Here is a 13116-nt window from a genome sequence, read left to right as displayed (position 1 = left end):
GCTCCATATTTTTACTACGATGACAAAGACTGTTCGCCGAATCTGCCAAATTATCTTTCTTGCCTTTTTCCTAGTGCTGATACTTATAACCGCCTACCCATTCGAGCATAACCTTGCGACCGACTTTTTTGTCCAACTAAGCCCCCTGGTCGCTTTAGGAGCGAGCATTGCCTCGCGAACTTTAATTTGGGAAGCCATTAGCTTTTCCCTAATCATCATCGTGCTGAGCATAATCCTAGGAAGGGTATTCTGTGGATGGATTTGCCCCTTAGGCACAACCCTTGATATATCCGACGTACTTTTCTTCCAAAATCGACGTAAAAAGGCTTCAAATTCGCCTCGCAAAATTAAGTACTATATTCTATCTGGATTATTTATGACTGCCCTATTTTCCACTCAGGCAATTTACTTGCTTGACCCAATGTGCCTATTCACACGAACTGTCGTTCTCGCATTCATAGCGCCTGTGCAAATGATGCTTAAGTGGTTAAACGAACTTGGTACCGCTTGGTCGTCAGGTACATTCGAACCAACTATTTGGCTAGGAACAAAAATAAGCAGCTTCCTAGGAATGCGGCCTTTCATCTCGAACACCCAAGTTTATTTCCGAAGTAGTCTTATAGTTTTTGCCATCTTCGCCACCATTATTGGGCTTAATAGCATATCCCGCCGTTTCTGGTGTCGAAACCTCTGTCCACTCGGTGCGCTCTTAGGCCTATTTTCATTGTCTCCCATACTCAAACGAAAAGTCGGAATAAAGTGTAATGAATGCTCACGTTGCACAACTGACTGCAAAATGGATGCAATACCAAAAACCCCCAGGCTTACACAAGCTACCGAGTGCATTGTGTGTTTTGATTGTGTAGAGATATGTCCCCAAAACACCGTGAGCTTTGGTATTCGATTGAAGTCTGAACGTCATAAAGAAACAGCGCTTGATATCTCACGGAGACATGTACTTCAAGGTGCGGGAATCGGGCTGGCTTTTGCCGCATTAGTCAAAGTAGACCCCGCTCGCAAGCTCGCCATTAATGGCGAAATGCCTATTAAGCTGAGCAGTGATACTCTCATCCGCCCGCCTGGTTCGGTAGCTGAGGATAAGTTCATAGCCAGATGCGTACGGTGTGGAATGTGCATGAAAGCTTGCCCCACGAATGGCTTACAACCAGCCTTCCACGAAGCAGGAATTGAAGGCTTCTGGACTCCAATTCTCATGCCAAGAATTGGATACTGTCAGGAAGACTGTAATATCTGCGGCAGTATCTGTCCAACTAATGCAATCGAACCGTTCGGCACGGCAGAAAAGAAGCACATTTTTATTGGTACAGCCTGCATTGACCGAAGCAAATGCATTGCCTGGTATGCTGATAAAAAATGCCTAGTCTGTGACGAACACTGCTCCTACAAAGCCATTTACTGGAAGGTAGTTGATGGAAACAACCGCCCGTTTGTTAATGAAAAGAAGTGCGTCGGGTGCGGAATTTGCGAAGCAAAATGCCCCATCCAACCCTCTGCCGCAATCCGAGTATTCTCTTACGGCGACAAGCGCCATATGACACGTGACGAACAGAAAACATGGTCTGAAAATTAAGCCTCAGCGCGAAGATATTTAATCATGTTTCACTGCTTTGCATTTAATGGTACAACAAAGCAGGCATCTTAAGCTTCTAAATACAAAAATTTTATAAAATCATGGTCGCTAGCTCCAATAACAATGTAAAGGCAGGAACCACATCTGCCAGGGAAGTGGATATTTTATGGCTGCTAGCCTTGCCAATGGAATACTATCAAGCATACCGCAGGAAGACCTTCATTCAATACTAGTTGCCACACTTGCAAAGATTCCTTGTTTATTCTTCATTTTATCATCCACAGACTACCAAATTATTTTTCTAAATGACCGTATGACTTCGCTAGTCAAAAACTTGGGGCTTAAAGAACCTGCGGATGCACTAAACAAGACCCCTTGGGAAGTATCATCCGAACTAAAACAACTAAAACCGCTATTAGACCACCTCAAGGAAACTGCCGAAATACTCAAGACAGAGAACTTAAAACTCAACATTGGCGGGCGCACTATGTACTTTGATGTCATTGCTATTCCAAACATCAATTCCCGCACAAAAGAAATAAACTCTATTTCGGTTTTCTGCCTTGACGTTACTGAGCGGAAGAATACTGAGAATAACCTCAAAGATAGCGAACAGAAATATCGCACCCTAATGGAAACCTCTCCCGACTCGATAACTGTAACAGACCTTAATGGAATAATCACGATGTCCAACGCTAAAATGCGTGGGATAACAGGCTATTCTGCCACAGAGCTTCTGGGGATGAACGTCATTGATTTGGTTGCTCCAGAGGACAAGCCTCGGGCGAGAGAAACTGCCCTCCTAGTTTCCGAAGAAGGACAAACTGTGCACACCGAGCACATTCTAGTTCGCAAAGACGGGTCCCATTTTCACGCGGAAACTAGCATATCACCGTTAAGAAACGAAGAAGGAGCAATAATAGGGGCAATTATAGTTGCGAGGGACATTACCCAGCGAAAGCAGATTGAAGAACTAAATGCAGTACTTAGCACAATAACTACTGCGCTTATATCGACTTTCAACTACGATGAGATAATGCGACGTGTCGTCGCAGAAGCCAGCAGATTAGTGGGCGCCGACGCAGTTGGGGTATGCGTGCGTGAAGATTACTCTTGGGTGGTCAAGTATCTGCACAATCTGCCCGAGAGCATTTGGGGGCTGCGAATTAGCGACAAGGAAAATCCTGCTTTTGCGTTGGTTGCCGCAAGCCGAGAACCCTTAGCGATAAGTGATGTTTCAAAAGAGACAATTATTACATCCGCCGCAAAAGTCTTTAACGCTAAATCAATTATGCTTGTTCCTCTCATTATAAGAAACGAGGTGATAGGTATTCTCTTCTTTATTCGCCAAAAGGAACCCATTGGCTTTTCGGACCAGGAAGTTAATTTTGCCCGAAGGCTTGGTGATTCGGTGTCGCTTGCACTAGCAAATGCGCGGCTTTATGAGGCGCAACGCGAAGCGGCTAGGCGAGAAGCAGAAGCACGCCTTGAGGCTCAACAGCAATTAGCACAATTGCAAAAAGCTCTATTGCCACCAAAACCAACTATAGGTAAGGGGTATAACGTAGCAGCCAAATATATTCCAGCACTAAGAGCAGAGATTGGCGGCGACTTCTACGATGTTTTCCCTACGGAATCGGGAAGAATTGGAATTCTCATAGGCGATGTATCCGGCAAAGGAATTGAGGCAGCGGCACTTGCAGCTTCGACCCGGAGCACAGCCAGAGCTTTCGCATACGAAACATCAAGTGCAGCTACAACCCTTGGCCACACGAATTCCGTCCTTATCAACCAAGGTTATACCTCTGGTTCGTTTGTAACATTATTCCTGGGCATTCTGGACCTTGACACGGGAAAGTTAGGATACTCAATCGCAAGACAACCTCCGCCTTTGGTACGCAGGGGAACGACTGGCGAAGTAGAAACCCTCTTGCTCGGCCAACCGCCGCTGTGTGTTTTAGAGAGGTTAGAGTTTGAAGAGCACTCAACTAGGCTAAACCCCAATGACAAGTTCATCCTTTATACGGATGGAATCATTGAAGCCCGGCACGATTTAAGCTTCTTTGGGGCAGAAGAACTCAAAAAAATCATTCATAAATTCGGCGCTCGTTCTTGCCAGTATCTGTTGGACGCAATACTCAAAGCCATCAACAATTGGACTGGAGGCCAGCTTTCCGACGACATTGCACTCATAGTTATCGAGCGAACCATTGGCTAGCATCCGCAATGGTTGGCGGCCGTTGATAAACCAACATCAATTCTCATCAATAATACAGATAGTTTCGGTTCCGCAAAGCTGGCTTATTGGAAAGAGGATTTTAGTAGTCAAAGGCTCGCTTTACAATGCGAAGGCGTGTGTAACCATCAAGGAATAGATATTCTATATCATCGAGAACCTCGCTCATGATATATCTACCAAAGCCGCCATTGCCACTCAAGCAATCATTAGGAAACTCAATCGCTGTGTCGAAGCTTTCTCCCTTGTAATAAAACTCGACCACTAACTCTCTAGAAGACGTGGCATTTACTACTAGGAAGATATTGTCGCCACCTCCATATTTTATTGCATTGCTGAACGCCTCGCCTACAGCGAGTTCAAGGTCATAGGTAGCAGCATAATTATGAAGTTTATGGAACGCTAGAAATGATACAATTCGCCGAATCCTGGAACATTCAGAAGCATGCGGGCGAACTCGCATTTCAACAAAGCAACCAATTTCGTCTGGTCTCACTTCGCAACACTCCAGTCGGCAATCGAAAGCAATGGAATTCCTAACTTCTCTAGAATGCATAGAAACGTTTGCTATATGTGCGGAAGTATAGCAAGATAAACAAGGTGGGTCAATAGCTTTGTATGCTATTTATGGGGTCCACCTACACTTAAACCGATTCGGTTTTTCCACTTTGTACAGAGCGTTCTGCGGCGTCCAGCATTGCCATTACCTCTAGTGTATCCTCCATTTCGACAGGTGCGTCGCCGCCTTGGAAGAATTTCCCCACGAGCTCAAGCTCATCTGAGTAAGCCCTAGCCATATTTACAACAAAGGGCTCAGCTTTGTCCTTTGTCCGCAGACAACCGCCATAAATCCACGAACCTTCATTCAATTCGACAACGCCGCGCACGCCCTCAGGATAATCCACAATCGCAACAACGCCCGCACCATCGCACCGAGCTGTAACTGCAATTGCTCCTCGACCCATCGCACGTTCGAGCATTTCGAAAGCATGGACGCCATACCATACAATCGAGCTTCCTGCTGGCGCCTTACCGAGCGGGCCATACACAGTAACAAATTTCGGCACAGGTATTGTTTTACAAGCCTCAATTAACTGGGGCACAAAGCGCAAAGAAGACGCCGAGAAAACTCGGACATTTTTCTCTTTCGCCAATTCGTAGATTTTCCTGCCGTTTTCGATTGTGTCAGCCAGTGGCTTATCCAAGAATATGGGTTTGCCAAGGTCTGCGCATTTGGTGAAATACTCCAAATGGTAAGCAGGATCGTTTATTTCAAGCATTATCGCATCGCAGTTGGCAACTGCTTCTTCAAAGTCGGTTGTAACCTTTACTCCCCACTGCTCCAACTGTTCCTGTCTCTTATTCAAGCCTTCCTCGTCTTGGAAGGGCGTTTCGAACCTGAGACAAGTGACAGCCTTCATTCCAACAACCCTTTGCTCTGGTGCACAATCTGGTGACTGCATCCTTCTTGCAAACTCAATTGTATGGCTGGTATCTAAACCGATTAAAGCTACTTGCAACTCCTTAATCACCGTAGTACCTCCGAAAACTTATAAGCTAAAAAGACGAATAGCTAAGGGCAAAACTGGCGATTGAAGTATAATCACCAAATTCTCATTTCCGCAACCAAAGCACTATTCCTTCTAATGAGTGAACTTTTGCGAGCGAAATTTGCAAAAGAACAAAAAGCCTTCCACCAAAAACTTTTGCAACATTTGTGCTGGCATTAGAAAAATAAAGGCGGGGCCGCGTCTAGCCCCGCCTTTTCAGCTTATAAAAACTTGGCAATATATCTTAGAACTTTCTTACATATCCCATGCTTACAAACCTTGGCGAAATCCATGCTGTCGGTTCGCCGTCTTCGCCCTTATCCAGGGCTCCCCCAACATTGAATAGGTTTCCGATATGCAAGTACATCTGTCCCTGGGGTAGCCATCCGCCGGTAATCTCGCGCATTATGCTTAAATTGAAAACCAAATGGGGCGAAACACGGCGAGAATTCACTGGCTCGTCGGCAAGGTTATAGGGAAGTCCACTACCGTACTCTCCCATGAGACTGTAGCTCCAACCCTTATTCATGTAATTTAGCACTAGCACGGCAGTGTGTCTCTGGTCCCAATCCACATACTGCATTACACCAGGCGTGACGGTTTCTCTATCATTGCTAGCCTGGGCTTTAGATACAGACCAGGTGTATGCTAGCCAACCCGACCAATTATTGCTCGGGCGCTTTTTGAACATAATTTCGACTCCCTTGCTAGTTCCCTCGCCGAGATTATCATACACGAATGGAGGTGCGGTTGGGTCTTCAGGGTTGATAGACCGCACTTGAAGAAGGTCAACGAACTTCCTGTAGAATGGCGTTACCTGAAGCAAGCAATCCTTTGCAACCTCGCGTTCCCAACCAATGTCGAACTGTGAACTGCGCTCTGGTTTCAGGTCAGCGTTTCCAAGCCCATACCACTCATTCCAAACAGGATTCGTATAGTTGCGCTCGATAGCTTGCGTGTAAACAAACTGAATCATCTTACCCCAAGAGCATCGTAGTCGCGTCTTTGGGTCAACAACGTAGGCAAGTCCCAATCTCGGGCTGAGCTGTGATTCAGAAGTATCAGGGTTGACGACCTTGTCATACTTCATGCGGTCATACCTCAAGCCGACTTCGGCAGACCACCGGTCGTTAAGTGTCATTTGGTCTTGAAGATAAAGGCCCGTTTGCACTGTATCGGTATTGGCGGTATACTCATAATCGCCATAAGCCGGCACAGTCGCCCAGTAGTTGTTGTCGCTCGCCATGCGAATCGCACCTGCCTTAAGCAGATGCTTTGGTGAGAGCTGATTAGTGTAATCAAACTGTAGGCCGAACGTCTCCGACTTGGCATCCCACCAATATCCGATGTCATCGGAAATTGCATCAACCTGCCACTTATTGGTCAATAGATAGGGCCTGAGAGTAAAAAATGATTTCGAGTTAATAGTATGGTTAAAGGTAAGCGCTGTAAGTGAATAAGACTGGTGTTGGTGGTCACGCTCAGGCGGAATCTCAACAAGTCCGCTTGTGCCATATGTATAAGTATGAACAGAAGGAAACTGATATTTAGCCGAACCGTTTGCCACTAGCAGTGTAAGCTTATTCCTATTGTTCATTGGGTAGGTAAACTTGCCAATCATATCGGCACAGTCGGCTTCGTTGTATTGCAGTCGTTCAAACTCCGAATGCCAAAGATATGCACCGACATAGTAGTCAAGTCCATTTGGAGTTGCTCCACCGATCTCAGGATAAACAGCCTTGAAAGCATTCGACCCGCCGATTACCTCAAGGGACACGCCAGGGAAGTTGCGACCGCTTTTTACCACCTGGTTGAATACGCCGGAGATTGCGTTCCCATACTCAGGTCTATATCCACCTGTGTAGATTTCCATCTTATCCATGCCAACAGTTACAGCGTTTGTACCAAAGGAGTTTGTAAGCGGTTCGGTAATTGGAATGCCATCGATCATCCAATTCACCTGGTTCACGCGCCCACCTCGAATGTGGGGATAACCCTCGGCATCAGATACTACTCCTGGCTGGGTTGCCACTAGTCCTGGGGCTTGATAAAGAAATTGGGGTTGACTTCTGACCATCTTCTCCTGGTGTTGGTCAACCACATACATTGTGGGAACCATATCTTTTTGAATCATCGGCCTTGACTCGGTAACGACAACTTCTTCCTCTTCAGCCACAGCCTGCTCCATCGAGAAATTGACGGTAGCAGTAACATCCATAAGCACCGACACCTTTTCTGCCCGCGCGTCGGAATAGCCTACTAGGCTAGCCGTTACCTTATAATCCCCAGGAGGCACGTTTGTTATGACATAGTAACCATTGGAATCTGTTACCGTCGTTAAATTCGTGCCTTCAACAATGATATTGACTCCAGCCAGCTTCTCGCCGGTTGCCGAATCAGCCACCACCCCGGAAATTATACCCGTTGTGCCCCCATAGACAGGCAAACTGACTACGACAACCATCTGGAGCGCAAACGCTAGAGCCAATGTGGCGCATACCGTTCGTCTGCGCAATTCAAATCCCTCCCACACTTAATTTGCAAATATCCGACAAAAATGCTTTTCATTTCATAAAAAAGCCTACTTCTTCAATTCGATTTTCGGCAGTTTGCTTAGCCATCTTTAGGTAAATTTTACAGGCCAAAACAAACGAAAAACTGTTTAAAACCAAGGATTGACAATATACTGGATAAGTGTTTGAATTGTTCAATAACCGCTTATGCTAATAAAAGAAAGGCTAAGAAGAAGAGCCAGCAAATAAAAAGGAGAGCATTAATGATATTTGCAGGCAATCTATATAGTATATCAATATGGCTCCTGGTATTTGCAACTGGCTGGTTCGTAATGCTTACAGAATTGGTAGCCGCACGCGTCCTAGCTCCCTATTTTGGCAACAGCATTTACGTATGGGGTAGTGTTATTGCTATTTTCTTAGTCACGCTTGCAATTGGCTATGCTTTTGGAGGTCGGCTAACTAGAAAATCAATTTCGGCTTTCGTTCCCATAACCTCGGCCGCAGTAGCAGGTTTGTATGTCGCCTGCACACCACTTTATCAAGATTTGCTTTCCGGATGGCTTTGCAAAACGGGGCTTGAGCTAAAATGGGGAGCGCTATTAGCGTCTGCAATTTTGTATGGACCACCCATGGTTCTACTTGGAAGCGTATCTCCATACTGCATTCAATTAGCAACCAAGGTGCACACTGAAGCTGGCCACCATGCAGGCTTGCTATATGCCATCTCCACAGTTGGGAGCTTCGGCGGAAGCCTGGTTACTGCCTTTTACCTAATACCAATGCTCCCATTAACAGCAATTACGGTGTTTGCCGGTGTAACACTGGCTGCAATCGCTCTAATTGTTGCTCTTGTTATATTAAAGAGAATTCTCCTGGTTATTGGGCTAACTGCGACATTGGCTGTGGTTGCGGTAATATTAGGATGTCGCCATAACGATTCATCTTGGCACGCACTTAAGGCATACCAGTATCCACTACATAACTATCTCCTTAGCAATACTCCTCCTTCGGAAATGCGCCCAATTTTAGATAAAGCGCAAGCAGAGGCACGCAAGGAAGCAGAAAAGTTTATGCAAATGCCCGCGACTACAATCTTTGAGCGAGAAACACCTTATCACCACATCCACATCTATCAAGAAGGACCTATACGTAAGCTGGTATTTGGAAAAGCCCAATTCCGCTCGCCACAGAGTGTCATTGATATGCGAGATCTCCGATACCATTTCTTCTGAGTATACAATGCTATCATTTGCCGCAATGCTTTACCAACCCAAGCCCAAACGGGTTTGCATTATCGGAATAGGAGGAGCAGTTATCCCTCGAGCATTAGAGTTGTGTGTTCCCGGCGTGAAGATAGATGCAGTAGAAATAGACCCCACAATTGTACAACTAGCACAGAAGTACTTTTATTGGCGACCAAGCAAGAACACTCGCATATATATCGGAGATGGCCGTTGGTTTTTGAGTTGTTGCATTACAAATAAGAAACCGAAATACGATTGGATAATACTCGATGCTTACAGCGACGATTATGTGCCGTTTCATCTCACCACTGTTGAATTCTTCAATATAGTAAAACGTGCGCTAGCTCCTAACGGCGTGGTAGCATCTAACCTTGCTGTTACAGATGACCTTTATGGTTGTGAAGCACGCACGCTTCATGCAATTTTCGGGAATGCAACTTCCTTTATTGGACATCGCAGTGGCAACATAATCCTTGTCGCCCAAAATGGCCGGAGCAAATCTTTTACTGCAAAGGAAGCGGCCAAAGCGGCAAAAAAAATCAAACTACCGCCCAATACCGGTATAGACATGCGACACATAGTCAGCTGTCTTGCAGAACAGATGACTTTCGCCCCAACGGGACCAATCCTAAGCGACCGCTGGTCGCCAGTTGAGATATTACTTAAGCGCCAATAACAAACACCCCTATCTCGTGTATTTTTTGTGGTACATATCGAAGGTTAATTAAATAATCCGCCATTAAGAAAACACTTCTTTCTATGCCTAATGCCAATCACAACAGCATTCGCCGGTAACCTATATTTAACATAGCAACAATAGGAATTTTATAGTTCCTAGACGAAAACTGGTTAAGAAAGACAATCGCGGGGAGGCTTGCAAATCCTATGGATAACGAATGCAAAAGCATAAAAACTGGAGAAGTTATCGGACCACATCCTAGGGCGGTAGAAGCTGGAAAACGCGTGCTCGCGGAAGGCGGAAACGCAGTTGATGCCGCAGTGGCAGCCGCATGGGTCTCAGCGGTTGTGCGACCAGACCAAAACGGAATATGTGGATACGGTGGTGCTATTGTTATTCACTTTGCCAATGAAAAGCAAACGCATTGCATAGATTTCGATACTGAAGCCCCGGCCGCAGCACATGAGAATATGTATTCGCTTGTAGAAGACCCCAATGCACTTTACCGCTATGTAGATGCAAACAAGGCAAACCAACGAGGATATCTATGTATATCGGTGCCCGGTACAGTTGCCGGACTTTCGCATGCCGCTGAGAAATTTGGCACAATGAGCCCTTCAGACCTTATCCAACCCGCTATCCAAGCTTGTTATGAGGGCTTTGATATAGACGCTTACTTAGCCGGACTCCTCAAAAACCAAGCGCAGACGTTTATGCAATATCCTGGCACAAAAGCCATGTTCTACCCAAATGGAGAACCACTTCCAGAGGGCACAATAGTACCAAACCTCGAATCCGCGGAGGTCCTCAAAGCAATAGCCAAAAATGGGCCAGATGCTTTCTATAAGGGAGAAATTGCGCATCATATTGCAAAACATGTTCAACAACACGGTGGAATACTTACCTTTGAAGACATGGCTGCCTATCGCCCTCGAACTCCTCAGGCAATCGAAGCCACAGTCGGTCATCTGACGATTATGACGGCGCCTCCCCCGGCGGGCGGGATAAGCCCGCTGCAGGCAACCTTAGTTTCTGACCAACTTAGCAAAATGATTGACCTCGAACCAAACAGTCCGGAGGAAATTCGTGCACGTTTAGAAGTCTTGCGCCTGGTTTGGTGGGACCGCTTCGACCACCTTGGCGACCCAACTTTTGTATCATTCCCTTATCTTAGCCTAATTGAAAACGGCTATGTTGGGGAACTAGCTTTCAGAGTCAAGCATGTACTAAACCAGAAACCAACGAACCTGGGGCCAGAAAGCCAAGCCGGCCAAGGAGGCACGGTTCATATTTCTGCAGTTGACAAGGATTGTAATCTTGTATCTCTCACGCTAACCCATGGCCTTGGATTGGGCTCGGCAGTTGTGATTCCTGGCACCGGAATGGTTATGAGCGGCGGCATGTTCTTGTTCGACCCCGCCCCAGGCAAAGCGAATTCCCCTGCCCCAAAGAAGCGACCGCTCAACAACATGTCGCCAACGATTATACTAAAAGATGGAGAACCATTTATTACAATTGGAGCAACGGGCGGCAGAAAAATCATTGGCAATATGCACAGCGCGCTTGTTCACATTGCTAGGGGATTTAACGTAAGAGAAGCATTTCTTTCTCCTAGGATTCACTTTGAGACACGCGGCAAAGTATTCATCGAGTGCGCTCCCACAGAAACCCAGGAATATCTTAGGGCATTGGGGTTTGATGTTTGCCAAGGTAGCGCAGAACTAGTTGGCATTCAACTAGATCTCGATGCCGAACGGATAATTTCTGCTAGTTGGCGCCCGAAATAGGGGTATTAAAAATGGACAATTTGGCAATTCGCCCCGCACGGCTTGAAGATGAGGAGAGGCTAGCCGAGATTATAGTGGCTGCTTTCGGCGAATCAACTATTCATGCAAGAAGAGAAAAGTTATATGGCATCTTAGGCGGCATCACGTGGCAACAGCAAAAGGCAGAAGAAATTCGAAATACGCTCAGAAGCCGTCCTGATTGCGTGTGGGTTGCCGAATTCAATGGCAAGATTGTTGGATTCGTTACATATATCCTGCATGGCGATGAGCTTGGAGAGATTGGGAATAACGCAGTAGACCCAGCATTTCAAGGGCAAGGCATAGGAAAGGCACTTTACAAACATGTGCTCAACTTAATGCGCGAAAAAGGCTGTCGATACGTCGAGGTTGAAACTGGTCTTGACGAGGCCTATGCCGCCGCCCGTGCTGCGTACGAAAAGGTAGGATTTCGCTCCTTTTTTCAATCAATTAGGTACACTATGAAGTTGAAATAGCCTATCCTCGAGCTTCATAACCAGGGAAGCTAGAAAAGCAAACAGGGTTTTAGTCCGTAAAGCTCGAGAGAGCAAACCTTGTGCGTTAAAAAATGCCCTCCTTCATCTAACATTGGCCAATGAAGGAGGGCACGGGGTAAAGACTGCCTGGTAGGCTTCGTTTAGAAGGTTGCGTTCCAGCCAAGTCTGACGAAGTAGTCTGGTTTTGTTGCAGAACTATTTGGAAAGCTGTGCGCCGCCCACAAGGTGGCCGTTTTCCCTATTTGCAACCTAAATCCAGCTGTTAATCCATTCTCTTCGCCTGAGATATAATCCGCTTGGACTGCAAACTTCGGGCTGAAGGTCTTGTCAAATCCAAGCATCACGCTGGAAACACCCTCCATTTTAATCACCCCGACATGCAGTCGAGCAGGCTTGAAGCTTTTGCTCATTACCAGGTAAGGCTGTTTCTCCGTATTATGGGAGAAGTTTTGGACGCCTATAGCAACTGCTGGACGACCGCCATCCTCCTCCAAGCATCTCCATTTGGCGTTCATCCAAGCATCAAGGTGTCCATCTTCTACTCTCTGGTCTATCCCGACCTCTACACCGCTACCCGCTCCAATCTGGAGGAGCACATAAGAATCCCCGTCGGGGCCAAAGCGCATCCCCCCAGAGTATGGGGTCTCCAACATAAAGACATCCTTTTCAAGGACGTCAGCAGTCGGGATTATATTGAGACCTGTTGGTGAGCAATAGCTATTCCCCAGGCATATACAGACAAGGCTGAGCGCAAAAACATATTTTAATCTGCGCAAATTTCACCTCCTCCGCTCAGGCAAGTCGTCCTCCCCCAATGGTAATACTCGGCGATTTGCTTCGTATACATGAGAGTGAAAACTTAAAAAGCAAGATTTTGTATCAACAGTGTTGTAATATTAATCGTCGAGAAGTTAATAAAATCAAAACAGCATTCCTTCTGATATCAGCTTGCTCAACTCGCGGTAACTAATACAAACAACTTTGAAATGACATTATGT

General features: G+C 46.2%; 10 protein-coding genes. 6 read left to right on the top strand and 4 right to left on the bottom strand.

Annotation, left to right across the window (positions count from 1 at the left end):
* Window positions 1–19: 19 nt before the first annotated feature.
* Together K6T99_01245 and K6T99_01240 are read left to right on the top strand one after the other, a co-directional pair.
* On the top strand, window positions 20–1591 hold the full coding sequence (locus tag K6T99_01245; protein MCL6518433.1) for a 4Fe-4S binding protein: 1572 nt from the start codon (window positions 20–22) through the stop codon (window positions 1589–1591).
* Between the two features lie 166 nt (window positions 1592–1757).
* Window positions 1758–3809 carry a SpoIIE family protein phosphatase gene (locus K6T99_01240; protein MCL6518432.1) on the top strand — a complete coding sequence of 684 codons (2052 nt, stop codon included), beginning with the start codon at window positions 1758–1760 and terminating at the stop codon, window positions 3807–3809.
* Window positions 3810–3909: 100 nt separating this feature from the next.
* On the opposite strand, the gene K6T99_01235 is transcribed toward K6T99_01240, so the two are convergent.
* The 3 genes from K6T99_01235 to K6T99_01225 all read right to left on the bottom strand — a co-directional run bounded on the left by K6T99_01235 (window position 3910) and on the right by K6T99_01225 (window position 7892).
* On the bottom strand, window positions 3910–4323 hold the full coding sequence (locus K6T99_01235; protein ID MCL6518431.1) for an ATP-binding protein: 414 nt from the start codon (window positions 4321–4323) through the stop codon (window positions 3910–3912).
* A 148-nt stretch (window positions 4324–4471) separates the two neighbouring features.
* On the bottom strand, window positions 4472–5359 hold the full coding sequence (locus K6T99_01230; GenBank protein MCL6518430.1) for a Gfo/Idh/MocA family oxidoreductase: 888 nt from the start codon (window positions 5357–5359) through the stop codon (window positions 4472–4474).
* Window positions 5360–5621: 262 nt separating this feature from the next.
* Window positions 5622–7892 carry a TonB-dependent receptor gene (locus K6T99_01225; protein MCL6518429.1) on the bottom strand — a complete coding sequence of 757 codons (2271 nt, stop codon included), beginning with the start codon at window positions 7890–7892 and terminating at the stop codon, window positions 5622–5624.
* Window positions 7893–8153: 261 nt separating this feature from the next.
* On the opposite strand from K6T99_01225, the gene K6T99_01220 reads away from it, so the two are divergent.
* The 4 genes from K6T99_01220 to K6T99_01205 all read left to right on the top strand — a co-directional run bounded on the left by K6T99_01220 (window position 8154) and on the right by K6T99_01205 (window position 12097).
* Window positions 8154–9125: a fused MFS/spermidine synthase gene (locus tag K6T99_01220; protein ID MCL6518428.1), complete on the top strand. Its 972-nt coding sequence runs from the start codon at window positions 8154–8156 to the stop codon at window positions 9123–9125.
* A 7-nt stretch (window positions 9126–9132) separates the two neighbouring features.
* The gene (locus K6T99_01215; protein MCL6518427.1) at window positions 9133–9813 is read left to right on the top strand and encodes a fused MFS/spermidine synthase; all 681 of its coding nucleotides are present in this window, start codon (window positions 9133–9135) and stop codon (window positions 9811–9813) included.
* 209 nt (window positions 9814–10022) lie between these two features.
* The gene (locus K6T99_01210; GenBank protein ID MCL6518426.1) at window positions 10023–11603 is read left to right on the top strand and encodes a gamma-glutamyltransferase; all 1581 of its coding nucleotides are present in this window, start codon (window positions 10023–10025) and stop codon (window positions 11601–11603) included.
* Window positions 11604–11614: 11 nt separating this feature from the next.
* Window positions 11615–12097, top strand: coding sequence for a GNAT family N-acetyltransferase (locus K6T99_01205; protein MCL6518425.1), 483 nt, complete (start codon window positions 11615–11617; stop codon window positions 12095–12097).
* Window positions 12098–12258: 161 nt separating this feature from the next.
* Here the strand turns inward: K6T99_01205 and K6T99_01200 are convergent, their stop codons facing one another.
* Complete coding sequence (locus K6T99_01200; protein MCL6518424.1) at window positions 12259–12894, bottom strand: YjbH domain-containing protein; 636 nt, start codon at window positions 12892–12894, stop codon at window positions 12259–12261.
* Window positions 12895–13116 lie beyond the last annotated feature (222 nt).

The organism is Armatimonadota bacterium (assembly GCA_023511795.1).
Taxonomy (GTDB): domain Bacteria; phylum Armatimonadota; class UBA5829; order DTJY01; family DTJY01; genus JAIMAU01.
Note: the sequence above shows the minus strand (reverse complement) of the source record. Positions and strands in the feature narration are given on the sequence as shown.

Excerpts from the sequence above, each read along its gene's own strand:
- K6T99_01205 (MCL6518425.1), top strand. The coding sequence starts at position 11,615 with ATGGACAATTTGGCAATTCGCCCCGCACGGCTTGAAGATGAGGAGAGG.
- K6T99_01240 (MCL6518432.1), top strand. The coding sequence starts at position 1,758 with ATGGCTGCTAGCCTTGCCAATGGAATACTATCAAGCATACCGCAGGAA.
- K6T99_01215 (MCL6518427.1), top strand. The coding sequence starts at position 9,133 with ATGCTATCATTTGCCGCAATGCTTTACCAACCCAAGCCCAAACGGGTT.
- K6T99_01245 (MCL6518433.1), top strand. The coding sequence starts at position 20 with ATGACAAAGACTGTTCGCCGAATCTGCCAAATTATCTTTCTTGCCTTT.
- K6T99_01220 (MCL6518428.1), top strand. The coding sequence starts at position 8,154 with ATGATATTTGCAGGCAATCTATATAGTATATCAATATGGCTCCTGGTA.
- K6T99_01210 (MCL6518426.1), top strand. The coding sequence starts at position 10,023 with ATGGATAACGAATGCAAAAGCATAAAAACTGGAGAAGTTATCGGACCA.